This is a genomic window from Shewanella hanedai (assembly GCF_007197645.1).
Lineage (GTDB): Bacteria > Pseudomonadota > Gammaproteobacteria > Enterobacterales > Shewanellaceae > Shewanella > Shewanella hanedai.
In genome coordinates this window covers 22391-42251 of the sequence record NZ_VKGK01000009.1, presented here as the reverse complement: position 1 = coordinate 42251, position 19861 = coordinate 22391, and the positions used below count along the sequence as shown (strand labels likewise).

Genomic DNA, 19861 nt, shown 5'->3' with positions numbered 1-19861 from the left:
GATCATTGTTTATTTAATAGTGAGAGAAGCTTAGGTGGAATTCTATCGATATGTAATATTTCGCTGGTGGCGTCTATTTCGACAGCGGCACCAGGCATTCCCCATACTACAGAGCTTGCCTCATCTTGAGCTAAGGTGAAGGAACCTTTGTTTTTCATATTGAGTAACCCTTTAGCGCCATCTTTTCCCATTCCGGTTAAAATTACGCCAAGGGCTGATTGACCTATTGATTCGGCCACACTATCGAAAAGCACGTCAACTGAGGGTTTATGGCGGTTAACTGGATCGGTATCTAATAGTTTTGTGTATAAAGAGATACCTTTTCTTTCTACAACCAAGTGTGCATTACCAGGCGCTAAATAAGCTGTTCCAGACATGAGTTTCTCCCCTCCCTGTGCCTCTATGACAGTCATGCTTACATTTTTATTAAGGCGTTTTGCAAATGAGGTGCTAAAAGCGGCGGGGATGTGCTGAGCAATAACGATAGGCGAGATGTTATCGGGAAGTTGGCATATCAAACGCTGAATGGCTTCAGTTCCACCTGTTGAAGCACCTATGGCAATAACCTTGTTTTGTGCATATGAGGATGTAGAGTTAACCGAACTAGGTTTAGGTATCGGTGTTTGTGGGCGAATTTTACTTTTGGATGCAAAGCGTATCTTTTCAATTAATTCTTCACGATAGTCCATTAATCTATTGGTCAGATCTGATTTAGGTTTCAGAATAAAATCAACCGCACCTAAAGAGAGAGCTTCAAGGGTAACCGCAGCTCCTTTCTCTGTGAGAGTCGATACCATAATGACGGGCATTGGTTTTAATTTCATCAGGTTTCTGAGAAAAGCGATGCCATCCATTTTGGGCATCTCTATATCCAGAGTAAGTACATCTGGGTGGAGCTTTTTTATTTGCTCTCTAGCTTCATAGGGATCTTCTGCAGTGCCGACGACCTTGATATCTGGAGCATCGCTTAACAGGTGGCTTAGCAATTGTCTAACAAGAGGGGAGTCATCGACGACTAAAACTTTTATCATAACGTTATCCTTATTTTTGAACATGCATACCATTGCAGGGATCGGTTATTGTTCTTAATTTTTGCACGCCCAAACGAATACAAAATCGTTTTGGTTCAACATTTTAAAAGTAAGTTCTCATTAATGTTGTCATTGATTTTTATATCGCTATAACCTAGTGGTCTATATATTGTTTGGCCAATAAGCTTGAATTCTTCGGAGATATTCATCAAGGTTTCCGAGTGACCAATAAATAAGTAGCCCTGTGGACTGAGCATTTTTCTAAATTTAGCGATAATTTTTTGCTTGGTTTCATTATCAAAATAGATAAGCACATTTCGACAAAATATCACATCGAAGGGCCCACTCATTGGCCAATTCTCCAGTAAGTTAAGCTGTTTAAAATGAATCATTTTCTTGATATTTGAACATATCTCTACATGTTGACTGGCAGAGGTGCTATTCATATATTTTTCAGCATAATGGGCAGGAAGGTTCGTGATCGACTCTTTGGAATAACGCCCTGTTGATGCAGTCTGGAGTACATTAGTGTCAAGATCAGTCGCTAATATTTTCAGATCCCATTGGGGGGATGAAAAATGTTTTTCTAGCGTCATGGCAATGCTATAAGGCTCCTCTCCTGTTGAGCAGGCTGACGACCAAATCCTAAGACGTTTTTTATTGCCATTCTTCCACTCTGGAACGATGGCTTGTTCGAGGTATTTAAAGTGATGCTCCTCTCTAAAGAATGCTGTTAAGTTAGTGGTTAACGCATTAATAAAGTTAATTCGCTCATCTGAAGTATTAGCAACATATGAACAATATTGAGTGAAATCCTTTAGGTTCAGTTGACGTAGCCGACGGCTTAACCGTGAATACACCATATGTTTCTTTCTTTCCGGAAGAACAATTCCTGTACTGTCGTAGGCAAGATTTCGGATGAATTCGAAATCTGCCTTCGTCATAGAAAATTCCTTTTCGTCTATGATTTCCAATTGCCTCTCCTAAAACTCATTCCACTCTTCATCGCTAATATTTAAATTACCGTGAGAATCACCAGAGACTAAAGCAAGTGGGGCAGAAGTAAGTCCTGAGCTACTCTGCTCTTTGGCTTGAAAGAAACTTAGCTGGCCCTTCATATTTCTTGCTTGCTCGGCCATTGCATCACCGGCTGCGGATACTTGCTCAACTAGTGCGGCATTTTGTTGGGTCATCTCATCCATCTGAGATATAGCCTTGTTCACTTCTTGAATCCCCGTTGATTGCTGATCTGAAGCGATACTAATCTGACTAATCATATCGGCGACTTTTGTCACTGCTTGTACGATATCTTGTAGTGTCTCACCTGATTGATTAACGAGTTGAGTACCATCTGTGACCTTGCCTACACTGTCCCGGATAAGCTCTTTAATCTCCTTAGCCGCTCCTGCACTTCGTTGGGCTAGGTTACGTACTTCTCCGGCGACAACGGCGAAACCACGTCCTTGTTCTCCTGCTCTGGCGGCCTCAACGGCAGCGTTTAATGCAAGTAGGTTGGTTTGAAATGCAATCTCATCTATCACGCCTATGATGTCCGAGATGCGCTTGCTAGAGTCATTGATGGCTTCCATTGCTGTAACAGCTTGCTCTACGACTTTTCCGCCGTGGTTAGCTTTGCTGTTAGCTTCTTGAGCTAGCTCGTTTGCAAGGGTCGCATTTTGAGCGCTTTGGGTGACCGTGGCAGTCATCTCTTCCATACTTGATGCTGTTTCTTCCAATGAGGCAGCCTGCTCTTCAGTTCGCTGGCTTAGATCTGAGTTACCTTGTGCTATCTCTTCTGCGCCTGATGTAACGGTATTGGCGGATTCGTTAATGCCACCGATGACCTCAGTGAGACGAGATGCGGTTGTATTGGCATCGGATTGCAGTTTACTGAATTGCCCATCGTAGTCGCCATTGATCTGGCGAGTTAAGTCGCCTTTCGCCAGCCCATCAAACATATTCACAACGTCTGAAATAACATTATCGGAAATCCCTACTAGACGATTAAGTCCATTTGATAAATTGAGGAAGAAACCCTCTTTACCTTCGGTTGATACCCTCTTACTTAAATCACCTGCAGCGGCCGATGAGATGATTGAGTCAATCTCATGTTCAATGGCGACTTCTGCAGTACGGTCAGTCCACTCGACAACAGTGCCTATTCTATCACCGCCAATGTCCCTGATTGGGTTGGCGACTACTTTGAAAGTCCTGCCCCCCACCATGAGTTGACTTGAATAAGTGCTGGTCAAGTTACCCAGTAGATTACGTTGATGGCTTGGGTTTTTATGGAATCCATCAATATTGACGCCGATGAGACTACTTGCATCGAAATTCGGCAAATCTTTTACTATATCGCTTTGTGCTGCTTTGAACATACTGGTAACAGCTTGGTTCATATAAATAATGTTAAGATCACCATCAGCAACCATTGTATTGGCTGACACACTGTCTAGTGCTTGTTTAATGCGTGAGTTCTCTGCTGATACTTTCTGATCTTCGGCTTCTTTAGCAAGTTTAGCGGTAATATCCTGCCATTCAACGACTGTGCCTGTTCGTTCACCATTATTGAATACGGGTGTTGCGGTTAAATTAAAGGTTAAGCCCGACACTTGTATACTGGTGTCGTAGGTACTGGTGAGCTTATCTAACATATTTCTCTGGTGGGATGGGTTCTTATGGAAGATATCAATATTGGTGCCCATCAAAGTAGACATATCAAATTTGGTTAATGTTTTTTGAAGTTGACGTTCGTTATCGCTGAGCATTGCTTCTAGCGATTCATTGAAGTAGATAATTTCATAATTTGTGTTTGCCATCATGACATTGGCTTTACACACATCAAGTGCTTGCTTCACCCGTCCAGTTTCGGCAATTTGTTGTTTTTCTTCAGTCTCTTTTGCTAATTTGGTTGTAATATCTTGCCATTCAATGACCGTGCCTGTGCGTTCACCGTTATTGAACACGGGCGTTGCGATTAAACTGAATGTGAGACTCGAAACTGAAATTTGAGTTTCATAAGTGCTTGTGAGTCTGTCTAGCATCCCTCTCTGGTGAGCTGGGTTCTTGTGGAAGATATCAATATTTGAACCCATTAAAGTAGACATGTCGAATCTAGCGAGTTCTTTTTGTAGCTCCTTTTCATTGTCTGATAGCATGACTTTTAATGAATCGTTGAAATAGATAATGTCATAATCAGCGTTGGCCATCATAACGTTAGCTTTACACACATCAAGTGCCTGTTTTACACGTCCAGTGGCAGTTATTAATTGTTTATCTTCAGTCTCTTTGGCAAGCTTAGCTGTAATGTCTTGCCACTCAACGACAGTGCCAGTGCGAACACCGTCATCGAACACTGGTGTTGCGATTAAGCTGAAGGTAAGTCCTGAGACGACGATATCGGTTTCGTAGGTGCTGGTTAGGTTATCTAGCACTCCTCTTTGGTGGGCAGGATTTTTATGGAATATATCGATATTGCAGCCCATTAAAGTAGACATGTCGAACTTGCTCAAGCTCTCTTGTAGTTTGCGTTCATTGTCGGTGAGCATCACTTTAAGTGAATCGTTGAAATAGATAATATTATAGTTCGCATCGGCCATCATTACGTTGGCTTTACACACATCAAGAGCCTGCTTAATTCGAGTCGTTTCAGCTGACTTTTGTTGCTCATCAGCTTCTTTCGCTAATTTCTCGGTCATATCTAGCCATTCGACAACAGTGCCTGATCGCTTACCGTTAACAAATATTGGGCTAGCAATTAAATTAAATTTTAATCCAGCGACTTCAATATTTGCCTCATAGCTACTATTTATCCCTTCTAGTATTCTCCTCTGATGCGCAGGGTTGTTATGGAATACATCTATGCTTTGTCCAAGGAGGTTTTTGACGTCGAAATTATTAAGTGTTTTCTGTAGTACTTTCTCATTTTCATTCAGCATTTCAATAACTGAATTGTTCATATAACTGATATTAAAGTCATTATCGGCCATCATTACATTTGCTTGGCAGACATCCAGTGCTTTGATTGCTGTTTCATCTTTGATTCGTTTTTGATGCAGCTCATGAATTCTGTTGGTTAAAACCTCCCAACTAGGCAGTTCAATATCAGAGAAGTTAGGCGTCTCGTTATTAAGTAAGGCATTACTGACTTCATTTAGGGCCTTATCTGTTCGTTCCTGCCACTGATTGAGCTTCATCACGCCAAAGGCGATCAATGCGATAGCGATAATTTGAGATGCTGCTATCCAACTTGTCGCCTGTCCCGTTAAGGTTAAGGCTAAGGCGATAGCACTGACCACGAGACCTGCGATAGGCAAGCTCTTGGTGTTTGAGATGTTGGCGTAATTTGCTTCCATTCGTGTGTCCTCGTTATACCGGTTTATTCATTGACTGCTTTTGGCTGTTGAGCATCAATATTATTAATTAAATTAGATAGCTGAGAAGCTTCTGGTAGAATTTCACTTCCAAGAAGCTTATTAATATCCAAGAGAATAACCATCTTTTCTTGTGCGTTGGTTAATCCTTTTATGAAGCCTAAATCAGTGTCATCACCAAAATCAGGAGCACTACGTACATCTGTATTATTGACACTAAATACATCGGATACAGCATCGACAACGATACCGATAATCTTGTGATCACTTGAAATTGCGACCTTAACGACTATCACAACGGTCGTTGCACCATACTCTAACGTTTCAATTCCAAACCGTTGTCTTAGATCTATGATAGGAACGATAGTGCCTCTTAGGTTAATTACCCCTTTAACATGGCTGGGAGAGTTAGGTATGATGGTGGTTGCTTCCCAACCTCTAATCTCTTGCACTGAAAGAATATCGACCCCATACTCTTCACTCGCCATGATGAAAGTAAGGTATTGCTGGCTTGTTTCATCTGTATTGGCTTGTTCTTGTTGGGTTATTTGCGTCATATCTCAAACTCCGTCGTTCCTTGTATGCGATTTTAATTCCATTCGTCGTTAAGCGGCATGTTCACTTGCATTGGTTATTCCAGCTAAATTGACTAACCCGAAAATATCGATAATTAGTGCTACGGTGCCGTCACCTAAAATAGTTGCTCCTGACACTCCTGGTACCTTGTAGTAGTTGTCTTCAAGACTCTTTATGACGACCTGCTGTTGAGAGAGAAGCTCATCGACAAGCAAGCCTATTTTTTCGTTGTTTGAATCTACTACCATCACTAAGCCATCTCTGATCTCATGTGAATCTGCATCATGGCCAAACTCCTGAAATACTTTTATGACGGGAAGATATTCATCTCTAAGCCTAATCAGTTCGTGACTCTCACTAATACGATTAATTCTCTGTTCCTCTACCTGTAAAGATTCATGAATAGAGACTAGAGGCACAACATAGGTATGCTTACCCACTCTGACCAGCTGTCCATCAAGTATAGCCAAGGTTAGTGGTAAGCGTATGGTGAAGCGACTGCCTTTATCTTTGGTTGATTTCAATTCAATTGTGCCATTAAGCTCATGAATATTTCGGCGTACTACATCCATGCCGACACCACGACCAGACAGATCCGATACGGCTTCGGCAGTTGAAAACCCAGCTTTAAAAATGAGCTGGTTGATCGCGTCTTCACTGAGCTCTTCATCTTCACTGATAAGCCCTTTCTCTAGCGCTTTTTTACGGATTAACTCCGTATCTAATCCTGCTCCATCATCGATGATCTCAATAATGATGTTACCGCCTTGATGAAATGCATTGAGGGTGATGCTTCCAACTTCCTCTTTACCTTTACTGACTCTAACCTCTGGGGTTTCAAGTCCGTGATCAAGCGAGTTTCTGACGAGATGAACCATAGGATCGACAATTTTTTCCATAACGGTTTTATCTAATTCAGTTTCTTCCCCCTTGAGAATCAATTCGACTTTTTTACCGAGTTGTTGGCCTATATCTCGAACGAGTCTGGGAAAGCGGTTGAAGGCGAAACTAATGGGGAGCATACGGATCTGCATGACACTTTCTTGTAGATCTCGAGTATGGGAAGCCAGTTGTTCTAACCCTTGTTTCATGGAGAGTAGAGACTCTTCATCTATCGAGTCTTGTTGGCCTATTTGACCTAGCATTGCTTGGGTTATGACTAGCTCACCGACCATATTGATCAGAATATCGATCTTCTCAATACTGACTCGTATCGATCCGCCCTCTGGTGTTTTAGCCGGTGTTACGGCTTTAGGCTTAGTTGTTGTAAGCTCAGTCCCTGGGCTTTGTTGAGGAGTGTCTGACTGAGTTGTCTCTTGATTTTCAGATGCTGATGCTTGATCTGCTTGAGGTGAATGAACCTTTTTGTGGTAGTTGATCGTGCACTCATCTTCTACCCACTCAAATACTTCTTTTATCTGTTCTAAAGTCTGCTCAGTGACCAGAGTAAGCTGCCAGTTTAGGTAGCAGGCTTCAGGATCCATATCTGAAAAGTCAGGGAGAGTTGAATCTACTATCTTGACGTCTAGGTTACCCAGAAGCCTTAACTCATTAAACATTAAACTAGGATCGTTACCGCAACGTAAGATATCGATGCCAGGTTGAAAGTCTATGGTCCAAGTTGCCATTTGGTTGGCATCATCTTCATTACTTGTCGCTTCAACTGTATTCTCATCATGGGAGTCATCATTCGCGTTATTGACTGCTAATGCAGCGGTAAACCGTCTCTCTAGTTCTGCTAGTAAAGGGTCTTCAAAATCCACTTTTCGCATTAATGCATCAATCATATTACGTAGCAGATCGACAGATAGGAGTAGCATATCTTGATGATCACTCGTCATCTGTCGACGTCCGTCTCTGATCTCGTCAAGAAGTGTTTCTAATAGGTGAGTGTAATCTGCAACTTGAGAGAATCCGAAGGTAGCACTTCCACCTTTAATTGAATGGGCAGCTCTAAAAATGGTATTAATAGACTCATCATCGGGCTCATTGACATCAAGTTTGAGGAGCTCTGACTCCATACTTTCAAGCCCTTCTAAACTCTCTTCAAAAAATACCTGACTAAATTGACTGAGATCGATTTCCATATTGAGTTGCCACCATGAGGTCCATTTGTTGTGATTAACCTAGTACTTTGCGTACCGTTGCAAGTAATTGGTCTGGATTGAACGGTTTGACTATCCAACCCGTAGCACCTGCTGAACGTCCTTCGTGTTTTTTGTCGATTCCAGACTCAGTCGTTAACATTAATAATGGTGTGAATTTGTAGGCTGGAAGAGTTCGTAAATTACGAATTAACGTCAACCCATCCATAACGGGCATGTTCACATCGGAGATGACGAGATCAAACTCACCTATTTGTGCCGCTTTAAGGGCTTCGTCACCATCACAGGCTTCAGTTACATCAAATCCAGCGGTTTTTAACGTGAAACCGACCATTTGGCGCATTGAAGCTGAATCATCGACTGCAAGTATCTTCTTCATTGGGGATCCTCCTCAAGCGTACTCACTTGTAATTGTGGAAGTATGACCCCGAGCTCTTTTAAGTTTGCTAAAAGGTCTGCTTGGCAACCTAACCAGTCGACTTTTAAAGAACGGGCATCACATGTTTTGGAAAATAGATGAAGCAGCTGAGCACCAGCAGTGTCTACTCTAGATAATTGGCTTGCGTCGATATGAAGTAATTCAGTTTGTGTAAATAGCTCAGAGAGTTGAGCAAATACCGGCTGAATATTTCTAATCGTTATTTCTGAATCCAATTTAATAGTTTGATCTGACATTTAATTTTCCTTTGGATTACTTTTTTCCATCCCTGCAAGATCAAAAGATAGTCTGCAAATAGGAGTATTTCCTCTTTTAGAATAAAATTTTTTGAATACATTTGGTTAACGGATATTGAATGGAGTCAATGAGGGGCAGTTTGAGGGGCTAAGATGTTGTATTTAAATTGTTATATAACAGATGATTATGATTAATAAGTGTCGACGATATTTCGTATATCTGAGATTAATTCTTTGGTTAGAATTTGTGGCAAGGTTCCAGGTGTTGATGACTTAGGTTTGATGACCGCAACTTTGTCTCCTTCAGGAGAAATTAGTGCCATAGAAGCGCTATGATCTACTTGATAATTCTGTCCTTCTCCAACCATCGCATAAACAAAACCTAAATCACGAGTGAGTGGGAACAGTTGGGAGTGCTCTCCGGTTACAGCTGTAAACTCTGGATTAAAGAAATCCATATAGGAGAGTAATTTATCCTGAGTGTCTCGTTGTGGATCAACGGAGAGGAAGATAATTTGTAGATCGACATCTTTCAATAGTTCAGGGTATGCAGCTGATAGTTTCCCCATTGTTGTAGGGCACACATCTGGACACGAAGTGTAGCCAATAAAAAATAGGCTCCATTTGTTGGCGAGTTGTATGTTTGAAAACAACTCGCCATGTTGATCCTTGAGTGCAAATGGCGCTAGCTTTTTAGGGGTTGGGAAAAGAAAACTCGTTGACAGTTCGGGCTCTGCATTATTTGCTCTTAATTGGACTGCCGTCACGCCACCTAATCCTAATAACACTAGGCCAAATACTACAAAAATTAGAGTCGACAGCTGCTTGATCATAGTGTGTTCCTGCTATTTATTGTTAAATTTTTCAAATGCTAAACCCAAAGATAGTGATCGACTAAGAGTACAATAAATAGCAACATTAGATGATAGATAGAGAAACGGAATACCTGCATTGCAAGACCAGGTTTGTCTGCATATTTTAGCTCCCAAGATTTATAGATAAAGCCACAACTCAGTAACGTTGAACCCACCAAATATACCGGTCCACACATACCAACTAACACAGGTAGAAGACATGCGATTGCGAGTAATATGGTATAGAGCAATATACAGGTTTTAGTAAACTCAGTGCCGTGAGTTACAGGTAGCATCGGAATATCGACCTTGGCATATTCTGCTTTTCTGTGAATGGCCAGCGCCCAAAAGTGTGGAGGTGTCCAAGCAAAGATAATGATAACAAGTAGAAGAGCGTTACCATGAAACTCGCCCGTTACCGATGTCCAGCCTAATAGGGGAGGCATTGCTCCGGCGAGTCCACCGACGACGATGTTTTGTGGTGTTGCTCGCTTTAAATAAGCGGTATAAATGACAGCATAACCAAGTAAGCTGGCGAAGGTTAGCCAAGCGGTTAACGCATTGACTAAGGTATAAAGTAAGACAAAGCCGACAACAGCCAAAGAGATAGAGAAAGTGAGCGCTTTAGTGATCGATACTCTCCCTTTTGGTAAAGGACGGTTATACGTTCGAGCCATTAATCCATCGATTCGACGATCGATCAAATGGTTGAAAGCGGCAGCTGCCCCGGCCATCATACCTATGCCGAGCATTCCAAAAATTAGAGGCTGCAGCGGAACCGAGCCTGGAACTGCGAGGCACATACCAACCAAAACGGTTAGCAGCATAAGCGCGACAACTTTAGGTTTCGTCATCTCATAATAAGCTCGCCATTGGAGTGGTTGGCTCGGTACTTCGTTGCTTGTAGATGAAATTGAAAGTGGTTTTGCCATACTCATTCCTCTCTTTGGCGTTACGCCATATTATTGGTTTTATATTGCGTAATCTTTTGTTTTACTTCTTGCTATCATACTTGCTGTGGGCTGAAGCTAAGGTCTTACTTATGCTTTTCGCCATAGGGCATAATTGATAAATACTAAATTGAGTAGTAAGAAAGCGGCACCAGCATTATGAGAAACAGCGATGCCTAAAGGTAAGTGGAGTACCACATTACTGATCCCTAATCCGACTTGTAAACACACCAGCAAAACAAGTAGGACAGCTGAACGCTTTAACACTGAAGATTGTGATTGTTTATATAATTTAAAGGCTAACCAAAATAGCATTCCGGCTGTCACTATCGCCCAAAATCGATGCACTACATGTATTGTCATTCTCGAAGCGTAATCTAAGACCCCGAACTCATAGGTGTCGTGAACCTCTTGGAAAGGATTAAACGCCTGAGTGAGCTTGAGATTGTTGTACCAGTCTCCTTCACAAATGGGCAAAGCGGTGCAAGCAAGTGCTGCATAATTTGAAGAGGTCCAGCCGCCGATCATTATTTGTAAAATTAATACACCGAGACATGTCAGGGCCAGAGGTGCCAATTTACGTGCGATCGCATCTCCTCCAGGTATCCTTAACGGTTTGGTTCTTAAGTAGAGTAAAAGCAATAGAGACACTAAGCTGAAACCGCCGATCAGATGAGACATGACCACAATGGGCATTAATTTCATCGTTACAGTCCACATTCCGAGTGCTGCTTGGAATACGATCAGCAGTGCAATAATGGTAGGCAGCTTTTTAGGCGCTTCATTATTTCTAAGGCAGAGAATAAATATTAGCAAGACCAACAACCCTAAGGCGCCAGCGATATATCTATGTATCATCTCCAGCCAGGCCTTCTTAGGCTCGACCTCATGACCTGGGAAGTTATTTTGAACTTGAGTGAGCTCATGGTCTTGGCTAGGTACCTTCATCATGCCGTAACAACCTGGCCAGTCGGGGCAACCAAGACCTGCATCTGAGAGTCGAGTGTAGGCGCCCATTAAGATGACGCAAAAGGTGAAAATAATGGTGATTTTGAGCAGAGAGGGGAGCTGCATTAACCCACCCTCGACAGCTTTAGCATTTTTCTGAGATCAGAAACTAAGGCTTTTCCTTGCAATATTTGATTATCACGACCAGATACCGATGGATAGCTCATCACTAAACTGCCGAGTGGGTCTACAATAATCATCTGTTGTTGATTAAGCATCTCAGCCAGAGAACCACTGACTTTGGCTGTCTCAAATAAAATACCAGATAAAGCCGATGTATCACTTTTATCGCTTAGTAAAATCAGCGTGTGAACTCTGTCTTGCTCTCTGCCTAATGCGACATGACTTTGCTGCAGTATGTAGAGACGATCGAGACATAATTGATCGCAATGCTCTGGAAGGAGATAGAGTAGTTGCCACTCTTTTGGTTTTGGATTTTCCATGGCCAGAGAGGCATAACTAGTACCTATAGACAGAAGCTCTCCTTTATTGGTTGCTCCACCTTGATACAGATTCATGCTCAGCACAATTTTGGCTGCAACTACCGGCAATAGGAATACCAGTAGTAAAATGAGAAGTGGTTTTTTGCCGCTCTTTTTGGGGGAGTTCATACTCTCTCCTCTAGTTAGGTACCTCATATGGGCCTACAAATAGGCAATATGATCCATACGGGTAGTACTCATCTTGTTCCCCGAGACGGCTAGGAAACGACTTCATGACGATAAAACTGCTTATTCCCTAACCTACGTGGTCTTGTTTCTATTGGCAATAGTCATTTTGGTTTATTGTCATCTCTTTGTTTTTATTATTTCTTTTTCAATCTACTTCGAATGAAAAAGATCATTAGTAAAGCAAAAGCGAATGCCAACGAAAACCACTGTAAGGCATAACCTAAGTGTTTTTGAGCCGACATTGGGATTGGCTTCCATGGATGTGGCAGAGCGATTTCAGGGATGCTGGTAGGCTGAAATACCGCTAATGCGACAGGGTGGTTTAATACTTCCTCAATTTGAGGGATATTCAAATTTTGAATTCTTTTTGGCCAACCACTCTCAGCCATAAGTGCTGAGCTCATTGGGTTGGCTTGCTTCTGATATAAACGCCCATCTAAGGTTTGAGTTTGGGTAATCTGGGGGAATGTTGGAAGCTGCCGTCTATCATTGCCAGCAGGAACAAACCCTAATTCGACCAGTAACCAAGGTCTGTCAGGCATAACCTGTAAAACTTGCAAGGCGAGGTAGCCAACTCGGCCATTAAAAGTCTGATTATCCAACAGAAATACTTTCTCCCCTATTGGAGATACCATGACATCAAGTCGGTAACCTGTCAGGGTTTCTGTTGGAGGGAGTGCAAGAAGTTGATCAAAAGAGAGTGGCGCTAATGCCTGTCTAGCTGTTAGCTGAGATTGAATATTCTCTTTAAGCTCTGCACGAGACAGTTGCCAGAAACCTAACTTGACCAAAAGCAGAAACAGACTCACAGTAGCAATAGTGAGCAGCACTTTTGTGCCTCCCCAAAAAAGTCGAGGATTGCGAGTGAATACATTATTAGTGTTTAAATTAGTCTTAGTACTGCTACTGCTTTTCATTTTATTTAATCTTGCTCGAGCCTTATTTATACTCGTGAAGGGAGAGAGTAAAGTCCCTATGAGCCAATATCTTGGTCGAAGGGTTATCTTCTCAGTGCTGGTGGTTCTATTGTTGTTAGGCGCCTTGGCAACAGGAGTTATCACTCCCAACTCAAGACCCTATTAATGAATGTTCAATTATGGATTTTAGCTGAGATATTCTAGATAAAGCAGCTGTCAGCGGGTCAATATTCAATCCCGCTTTCAGCTTACTTACTGCCTCACATAGAGATGTGAAGTATTGGTATTAAAGGACATAAACAAAGAGGAATAGACATAACCAAACGACATCGACAAAATGCCAATACCAGCTACCCGCTTGAAAAGCGAAATGTTTTTCAGGGGTGAAATGCCCTTTTAGCACACGCACAAACAGTACAAACAAGAACACGGTACCTAAGGTAACATGCATGCCATGGAAGCCTGTAAGTAGGAAGAAAGTATTACCGTAAATACCAGCATCTAATGTAAGCCCCATCTCCTGATAAGCATGTACATACTCTTCGACTTGAAGACCCAAGAAGCAGATACCGAGTAAGATGGTTATCCCAAGCCATACAGCAATTGCTGAACGCTTACCTTTTTCGAGACTAACGTGGGCCATATGAAGAGTAACAGAGGAGATAATCAGGATTATCGTGTTGTAAAGCGGTAAGCCAGTCCAACCCATTGCTTCAGTTTTTGTGCCATCAGGTGTTGTAACTAGTGGCCAAACTGCTTCAAAACCAGGCCAAAGGACTTCATTGGTCATGGCATTGTTAGAGTCGCCGCCAAGCCAAGGTACTGCAATCATTCTGGCATAGAGTAAGGCGCCGAAAAATGCGGCAAAGAACATCACTTCAGAAAAGATAAACCAACTCATTCCTTGCCTAAACGAACGATCCATCTGTTTTGAATAGAGTCCGCTCATGGACTCTGCAATAACGGTCCTGAACCAACCAAAAATCATGTAGATAATAACGGCTATTCCAGCGAGCAGAATGTACCCACCACTACCACCTTCGGTTTTAAGCTGTTGTACATAACTACCTGCACCAAACGCGATAAGGAATAATCCAACGGCTCCTATAATGGGCCAAGCGCTCTGAGCCGGTACATAATAATTTTCGTGCTTCGTTGTCATCTTGTCGCTCCTTGCTCTACATCATCGACATATCCACGATCTGTGATGTTGTAGAGGGTATAAGAGAGAGTCAACGTTGATATGGATTCTGGTAAATCCGGATCCACAAAAAATATCAGCGGTAACTCTGCGCTGGCTTCGGCTGTTAACCTTTGTTGGTTAAAGCAGAAGCATTCAGTTTTATTGAAGTAGGCGGCTCCCTGACCAGGTGATACAGATGGGATAGCTTGGCCGAGTATCTCTTCAGATGAGAGATTAACGGCCTTAAAGTTTGTTCTGATAAGCTCACCAGGATGGACCTGCATGCGCTTCATCTCAGGCTTAAACTCCCAAGGCATATCACTTTGTATCTGCGCCATAAACTCTACGGTGATTAAGCGACTCGTATCTATGATCATCGGCTTATAACTGCTTGCCGTATTACTAGGTTTGCCATTGATACCAAGTTGTTCGCACAATACGTCGTAGAGCGGAACCAAGGCAAAGCCAAACCCGAACATGCCAATAGCACCTGCTATAAGCATAGTAATCAATCTCTTGTTTGACTTAACCTTCTCTTCACTCATCGTTATTTTACTTCCGGTGGTGTAGTAAATGAGTGATATGGAGCGGGACTTGGTATCGTCCACTCTAGCCCTTCAGCGCCTTCCCAAGGTTTTGCCGGCGCCTTCTCTCCTCCACGAATACACTTAATCACCACATAAAGTAAGATGAATTGTGATAGGCCGAAGGCAAAGCCACCAATTGACACGATTTGATTTACATCGGCAAATTGCACCGCGTAATCAGGGATACGTCGTGGCATACCTGCTAAGCCTAAGAAATGCATAGGGAAAAACAACACGTTTACAGAAATGACTGAACACCAGAAATGAATCTTGCCCCATTTCTCATCGTACATGTAGCCTGTCCACTTCGGCAGCCAATAATAGGCTGCTGCCATTATTGAAAATATAGCGCCCGTAACGAGTACGTAGTGGAAATGAGCAACAACGAAATAGGTATCATGATACTGAAAATCAGCAGGCGTAATCGCGAGCATCAAGCCAGAGAAGCCACCAATAGTAAAGAGGATGATGAAAGCGATAGCAAACAACATAGGCGTTTCGAATGTGATAGAGCCTCGCCACATCGTAGCTACCCAGTTAAATACTTTTACCCCCGTGGGGACAGCAATCAACATCGTACAGTACATAAAGAATAGTTCTGCAAATACCGGCATACCTGTGGTGAACATATGGTGTGCCCAGACGAGGAATGAAAGTATTGCGATACTTGCTGTTGCATACACCATCGATGAGTAACCAAAGAGCGGTTTTCGACTAAAGGTAGGCACAATGGCTGAGATGATACCGAAGGAGGGTAAAATCATGATGTAAACTTCGGGGTGTCCGAAGAACCAGAATATATGCTGGAACATCACAGGGTCGCCGCCGCCAGCAGCATCAAAGAAGCTAGTGCCGAAGTACTTATCTGTCAGTACCATAGTGACAGTGCCAGCCAGTACGGGCATTACAGCTATCAGTAAGAACGCCGTGATAAGCCAAGTCCATACGAACAGTGGCAGCTTCATCCAAGTCATACCTGGTGCACGCATATTGACGATGGTCACGACGACATTAATCGCACCCATGATGGAACTAATTCCCATAATGTGTACTGAGAAAACAAACAGAGCTGTACTGTCTGGGCTGTAGGTTGTCGATAGAGGAGCGTAGAAAGTCCAACCAAAATTAGGTCCACCGCCCTCCATAAAGAGCGAACTCAATAAGATGGCAAAGGCAAAAGGCAAGATCCAGAAACTCCAGTTATTCATTCTGGGAAGTGCCATATCTGGTGCGCCAATCATCATCGGAATTAGCCAGTTGGCTAATCCGGTGAAAGCAGGCATTACCGCGCCAAATACCATTACCAATCCGTGGACTGTGGTCATCTGATTGAAAAAGTTAGGCTCGATAAGTTGTAATCCGGGCTGAAAAAGTTCAGCTCGGATAATCATAGCCATGGCGCCACCAGTCAGGAACATAATGAAACTGAACCAGAGGTAGAGTGTGCCTATATCTTTGTGGTTAGTAGTAAAAAGCCAGCGTTTGATACCGGTCGGTAGTGGTTCATGATGTTCATCATGGTGATCCGCTTCATTGAGTTCTGGCTCAACTTTGTCATGTTCTTCGTGCGTTAAACTAGTCATTGCGTCTCCCCCCTATTGGCCGTGCTGAACAATATCAGCCGCCTGAACCGTATCGCCAGAATTGTTATCCCATGCGTTTCGTTCGTAAGTGATCACGGCTGCAATCTCTTGCGCCGTCAATTGTTTTCCGAATGCCTGCATTGCAGTGCCGGGTTTACCATTCATAACCATTTCAAGGTGATCAGTTACAGGCCCTGTAATGATGGGGCTGTTAACTAATGAGGGGAAAGCACCTGGTAAACCTGTACCTGTTGCTTGATGACAAGCAACGCAATTGGTCATATAGACTTTTTCACCCAATGCCATAAGTTCACTCATGGTTAAATCAGAAAGATCGACTTCCTCTACAGCTTCTTTAACATCATCAATGACAGTATCAATGACGCCTGTGTTGGCTTGTTCTGCCACAGGTAAATTCACTGGAATGTCGGTATTTGATTCGCTTGATGCTGCAGGACTAGCAGTGCCTAAGCTGACATCTGATGCTTGAACTGTATCACCTGAATCATTGCCCCAAGCATTACGTTCATACGTGACGACAGCAGCAATTTGTGTTGCTGTTAGCTGTTTAGCAAATGCTTGCATAGCTGTACCAGGCTTACCATTTAATACGATATCGAGATGACCTGAGACCGCGCCTTTAATAATGGGACTGCCAATAAGAGAAGGGAATACACCAGGTAGGCCTGCACCATTGGGTTGGTGACATGCAGCACAGCTAGCCATATACACTTGCTCTCCTTGAGTCATGAGATCTTCCATGCTTAAGGTTTGAGAAAGTGCGGCTTGTGCTTCGGCTGCGGCATTGCTCGCTGCATTTTTCTGTGAGGCTAACCAAATTTCAAAATCAGCTTCAGTAAGCGCTTCAACTACAATGGGCATGAATCCATGATCTTTACCACACAGTTCAGCACATTGGCCGCGATAGACACCGGGCTTATCAATACGAGTCCAAGCCTCATTGATAAAACCAGGGTTTGCATCTTTTTTGACGGCAAAAGCGGGCACCCACCAAGAGTGGATAACATCATCGGAAGTCATCAGGAAACGTACTTTCTTATTGATGGGCAGCACTAAAGGTTTGTCGACTTCAAGAAGGTAATTAACCCCTTTGGCTTCGGTTCCTTCAATTTGTGCTCTTGGAGTCGAGAGTAAACTGTAAAATTCAATATCTTGATCGAAATAGCTGTAATGCCATTTCCATTGAGAGCCGGTGACCTTAATGGTTATGTCGGCATCTGAGGAGTCTTCCATGGCAATCAAAGTTTTAGTAGCAGGAATAGCCATTAAAATGAGGATGATGAAAGGTATAATTGTCCACGCTATTTCAACTTTCGTACTTTCATGAAAGTTGGAGGCAACCGCTCCCTTGGATTTTCTGTGGTTGATCATGGAATAGATCATGACACCAAAAACCAGGAGCCCGATGGCGCAGCAAATATACAGAATAATCATGTGGAGGTTATAAACCTGACCACTGATATCGGTGACTCCTTGAGTCATATTCAAGGGCATTTCTGATGCCAACATGGATGGCGTAAACAGCAACGCCATAAAACAATACAACACTTTCTTCACTAGACTTCTCCTCTGTCAAAATACAAGACAAAGAAGAGTCACACAGTAAGTCTCTGCTCTATGCAAACTCTTCAAGTTCCCAACAAGCAACGATGACTTCAAAGTACATTAGCGGTTTTACTTTTTTATTGTAAAAAGTAAGCAGTCTTGTTTGTTTGCTGCCAGAGATAACCGCATTTGTACCAACTACTAGCTATATCAGCTCCGATTTCAGCTAGGCAAAACAATGCAGTTATATCACTGTTAATTGATTTACTTTGCAGACGACTAAATCGTTTGGATATAACAAATTATCGTTGTTATGCCTCTAACCTACTTGGTGTTGAAATATTGATCAAGATCACTTTTTCTTTATTTTAAAAATAATTAGATACAAAAAAGCCCCATTAAGGGGCTTGAAGTCAGTTTATTAGCTTATTATTTAACTGGCATATTAGTGAACAGAGCTAAACAAACTTGGTTTTATAGCGGAATCTAGTAAGCGGCTACGAGCTTCTATTGGCAAAGCTGCACTGGTATCTTCTATCACTATGCCCAGAGCTCTGGCACTCTTAGCAACAATTTGAAGACGGCGGTTATCACGTGCATCTAAAGATTGAGTCCAGCATAGTACCGCGCTTGAAGTACCACTGGTCAGTGCTTTTTCCATTGCCCATAGTGTTTCGACTTCATCTTTAGCATGGACCAGTAAGACTCGGTTCATTCTAACCCCTGCTTCAGCTAACACTTGCTTGTAACCAATATTAGGTGGGCTGATTAATACGATCCACTGTCCCTGATGGCTTAATGTGGCAAGTTGAGCACTTACTTGACGTAGTTCATCGCGTCCATGGGTATGGGTTGTGACGGTTGAGATAGTGCTTGATTGCAGCTGACTCGAGTGATGAGTGTCGAGATCTAACCATAATCCAGGGTGTCTAGGGCCGTTGCCGATTAATGTATTCATTGCCAATCTCCATTGCGAATTACACCGACAGCCAATCCTTCAATACTTAGGCTTTGGTTAGTGAGGTCAACGACTATCGGTCTGTAATCTTCATTTTCAGCGTGAAGATAGACTGTGTTGCCTTTTTTCTCGAAACGCTTAACAGTGACATCATCTTCAACCCTGGCCACAACAACCTGGCCATTTCTGGCTTGGTCAGATTTGTGAACGGCTAGAAGATCACCTTCGAGGATACCGATATTTTTCATGCTGTCACCGCGTACCCTAAGTAGAAAGTCAGCACTGGGGTGAAACATGTTTGGATCAACTTGATAATGTTGCTCTACATGCTCTTGGGCCAAGATTGGTTCGCCTGCAGCAACTTGCCCAATTAGAGGTAGACCGGGCTCTTCAGGCTCAATCACCTGAGTTAGCCTGATACCACGAGATGTGCCGGGTATAATCTCAATACAGCCTTTTTTAGCTAAGGCTTTGAGGTGTTCCTCTGCAGCGTTGGCACTTTTAAAACCTAAACGTTTGGCAATCTCAGCACGGGTAGGTGGCATACCTGTCTCTGCAATATTGCACTTAATTAGTTCAAGAATTTCAGCTTGTCGTGGTGTTAATGGTCTCATGGTTAATCCTGTCTTTCTATACAGTAACTGTCAGTATATACAGTATTTAATGCAGTGCAAGTATTAACCAAGTTTACGCAGCTATTTGTTATATCGACGACTTGTGTCATGCATAACTATTTTGACCAAGACATCCATGGATATTGAGTTAGAGAGGAGGCGCCATTAATTTATATAGTAGGCTTTTATTCATAAAGAGTGGGGTTAATT

19 protein-coding genes are annotated in these 19861 nt (G+C 42.7%); 1 reads left to right on the top strand and 18 read right to left on the bottom strand.

The features are described 5' to 3' along the window. Positions 1 to 2 precede the first annotated feature (2 nt). The 12 genes from FN961_RS09185 to FN961_RS09130 form a co-directional block, all read right to left on the bottom strand. Complete coding sequence (locus FN961_RS09185; protein ID WP_143564259.1) at positions 3 to 1031, bottom strand: protein-glutamate methylesterase/protein-glutamine glutaminase; 1029 nt, start codon at positions 1029 to 1031, stop codon at positions 3 to 5. A gap of 95 nt (positions 1032 to 1126) precedes the next feature. Next, positions 1127 to 1975 carry a CheR family methyltransferase gene (locus FN961_RS09180; RefSeq protein WP_143564258.1) on the bottom strand — a complete coding sequence of 283 codons (849 nt, stop codon included), beginning with the start codon at positions 1973 to 1975 and terminating at the stop codon, positions 1127 to 1129. A 39-nt stretch (positions 1976 to 2014) separates the two neighbouring features. Further along, the gene (locus tag FN961_RS09175) at positions 2015 to 5386 is read right to left on the bottom strand and encodes a methyl-accepting chemotaxis protein (RefSeq protein WP_143564257.1); all 3372 of its coding nucleotides are present in this window, start codon (positions 5384 to 5386) and stop codon (positions 2015 to 2017) included. 23 nt (positions 5387 to 5409) lie between these two features. Next, positions 5410 to 5961, bottom strand: a complete 552-nt coding sequence (locus FN961_RS09170) for a chemotaxis protein CheW (protein WP_143564256.1) — start codon at positions 5959 to 5961, stop codon at positions 5410 to 5412. 48 nt (positions 5962 to 6009) lie between these two features. Continuing rightward, positions 6010 to 8067, bottom strand: a complete 2058-nt coding sequence (locus tag FN961_RS09165; protein ID WP_143564255.1) for a chemotaxis protein CheA — start codon at positions 8065 to 8067, stop codon at positions 6010 to 6012. A gap of 34 nt (positions 8068 to 8101) precedes the next feature. After that, positions 8102 to 8464, bottom strand: a complete 363-nt coding sequence (locus FN961_RS09160) for a response regulator (protein ID WP_143564254.1) — start codon at positions 8462 to 8464, stop codon at positions 8102 to 8104. After that, positions 8461 to 8760: an STAS domain-containing protein gene (locus FN961_RS09155; protein ID WP_143564253.1), complete on the bottom strand. Its 300-nt coding sequence runs from the start codon at positions 8758 to 8760 to the stop codon at positions 8461 to 8463. Before FN961_RS09155 ends, FN961_RS09160 begins: the two co-directional genes overlap by 4 nt. A 191-nt stretch (positions 8761 to 8951) precedes the next feature. Further along, entirely contained in the window at positions 8952 to 9593 is a 642-nt protein-coding gene (locus FN961_RS09150; RefSeq protein WP_143564252.1) for an SCO family protein, read from the bottom strand. Between the two features lie 38 nt (positions 9594 to 9631). Then, positions 9632 to 10546: a heme o synthase gene (gene cyoE / locus FN961_RS09145; protein WP_143564251.1), complete on the bottom strand. Its 915-nt coding sequence runs from the start codon at positions 10544 to 10546 to the stop codon at positions 9632 to 9634. A 108-nt stretch (positions 10547 to 10654) separates the two neighbouring features. Beyond that, on the bottom strand, positions 10655 to 11638 hold the full coding sequence (locus FN961_RS09140) for a COX15/CtaA family protein (RefSeq protein ID WP_143564250.1): 984 nt from the start codon (positions 11636 to 11638) through the stop codon (positions 10655 to 10657). Continuing rightward, complete coding sequence (locus tag FN961_RS09135) at positions 11638 to 12183, bottom strand: hypothetical protein (RefSeq protein ID WP_143564249.1); 546 nt, start codon at positions 12181 to 12183, stop codon at positions 11638 to 11640. The genes FN961_RS09140 and FN961_RS09135 overlap by 1 nt, the downstream gene beginning before the upstream one ends. Positions 12184 to 12377: 194 nt before the next feature. Beyond that, positions 12378 to 13073 (bottom strand): SURF1 family protein, encoded by a 696-nt coding sequence (locus FN961_RS09130; protein WP_143564248.1) that lies wholly within the window; start codon positions 13071 to 13073, stop codon positions 12378 to 12380. Positions 13074 to 13107: 34 nt separating this feature from the next. Here FN961_RS09130 and FN961_RS09125 point away from each other — a divergent pair, with 34 nt between their 5' ends. Then, positions 13108 to 13326 (top strand): DUF2909 family protein, encoded by a 219-nt coding sequence (locus FN961_RS09125; protein ID WP_143564247.1) that lies wholly within the window; start codon positions 13108 to 13110, stop codon positions 13324 to 13326. A 120-nt stretch (positions 13327 to 13446) separates the two neighbouring features. Here the strand turns inward: FN961_RS09125 and FN961_RS09120 are convergent, their stop codons facing one another. From FN961_RS09120 to lexA, 6 genes are all read right to left on the bottom strand, one after another. Further along, positions 13447 to 14322 (bottom strand): cytochrome c oxidase subunit 3, encoded by an 876-nt coding sequence (locus FN961_RS09120; protein ID WP_143564246.1) that lies wholly within the window; start codon positions 14320 to 14322, stop codon positions 13447 to 13449. Continuing rightward, complete coding sequence (locus FN961_RS09115) at positions 14319 to 14888, bottom strand: cytochrome c oxidase assembly protein (protein ID WP_143564245.1); 570 nt, start codon at positions 14886 to 14888, stop codon at positions 14319 to 14321. Before FN961_RS09115 ends, FN961_RS09120 begins: the two co-directional genes overlap by 4 nt. Positions 14889 to 14890: 2 nt before the next feature. Then, on the bottom strand, positions 14891 to 16513 hold the full coding sequence (gene ctaD, locus FN961_RS09110; RefSeq protein WP_143564244.1) for a cytochrome c oxidase subunit I: 1623 nt from the start codon (positions 16511 to 16513) through the stop codon (positions 14891 to 14893). A gap of 12 nt (positions 16514 to 16525) precedes the next feature. Further along, positions 16526 to 18091, bottom strand: a complete 1566-nt coding sequence (coxB, locus tag FN961_RS09105) for a cytochrome c oxidase subunit II (protein ID WP_143564243.1) — start codon at positions 18089 to 18091, stop codon at positions 16526 to 16528. Positions 18092 to 18524: 433 nt separating this feature from the next. Then, positions 18525 to 19037 (bottom strand): cell division inhibitor SulA, encoded by a 513-nt coding sequence (locus tag FN961_RS09100; RefSeq protein ID WP_143564242.1) that lies wholly within the window; start codon positions 19035 to 19037, stop codon positions 18525 to 18527. After that, complete coding sequence (gene lexA, locus FN961_RS09095; RefSeq protein WP_143564241.1) at positions 19034 to 19651, bottom strand: transcriptional repressor LexA; 618 nt, start codon at positions 19649 to 19651, stop codon at positions 19034 to 19036. Before lexA ends, FN961_RS09100 begins: the two co-directional genes overlap by 4 nt. Between the last annotated feature and the right edge of the window lie 210 nt (positions 19652 to 19861).

Coding starts and splice junctions, on each gene's coding strand:
- FN961_RS09120 (WP_143564246.1), bottom strand. CDS start 14,322: ATGACAACGAAGCACGAAAATTATTATGTACCGGCTCAGAGCGCTTGG.
- FN961_RS09160 (WP_143564254.1), bottom strand. CDS start 8,464: ATGAAGAAGATACTTGCAGTCGATGATTCAGCTTCAATGCGCCAAATG.
- FN961_RS09170 (WP_143564256.1), bottom strand. CDS start 5,961: ATGACGCAAATAACCCAACAAGAACAAGCCAATACAGATGAAACAAGC.
- FN961_RS09135 (WP_143564249.1), bottom strand. CDS start 12,183: ATGAACTCCCCCAAAAAGAGCGGCAAAAAACCACTTCTCATTTTACTA.
- FN961_RS09180 (WP_143564258.1), bottom strand. CDS start 1,975: ATGACGAAGGCAGATTTCGAATTCATCCGAAATCTTGCCTACGACAGT.
- FN961_RS09165 (WP_143564255.1), bottom strand. CDS start 8,067: ATGGAAATCGATCTCAGTCAATTTAGTCAGGTATTTTTTGAAGAGAGT.
- FN961_RS09155 (WP_143564253.1), bottom strand. CDS start 8,760: ATGTCAGATCAAACTATTAAATTGGATTCAGAAATAACGATTAGAAAT.
- lexA (WP_143564241.1), bottom strand. CDS start 19,651: ATGAGACCATTAACACCACGACAAGCTGAAATTCTTGAACTAATTAAG.
- FN961_RS09100 (WP_143564242.1), bottom strand. CDS start 19,037: ATGAATACATTAATCGGCAACGGCCCTAGACACCCTGGATTATGGTTA.
- FN961_RS09175 (WP_143564257.1), bottom strand. CDS start 5,386: ATGGAAGCAAATTACGCCAACATCTCAAACACCAAGAGCTTGCCTATC.
- cyoE (WP_143564251.1), bottom strand. CDS start 10,546: ATGGCAAAACCACTTTCAATTTCATCTACAAGCAACGAAGTACCGAGC.
- FN961_RS09150 (WP_143564252.1), bottom strand. CDS start 9,593: ATGATCAAGCAGCTGTCGACTCTAATTTTTGTAGTATTTGGCCTAGTG.
- FN961_RS09115 (WP_143564245.1), bottom strand. CDS start 14,888: ATGAGTGAAGAGAAGGTTAAGTCAAACAAGAGATTGATTACTATGCTT.
- ctaD (WP_143564244.1), bottom strand. CDS start 16,513: ATGACTAGTTTAACGCACGAAGAACATGACAAAGTTGAGCCAGAACTC.
- FN961_RS09185 (WP_143564259.1), bottom strand. CDS start 1,031: ATGATAAAAGTTTTAGTCGTCGATGACTCCCCTCTTGTTAGACAATTG.
- FN961_RS09140 (WP_143564250.1), bottom strand. CDS start 11,638: ATGCAGCTCCCCTCTCTGCTCAAAATCACCATTATTTTCACCTTTTGC.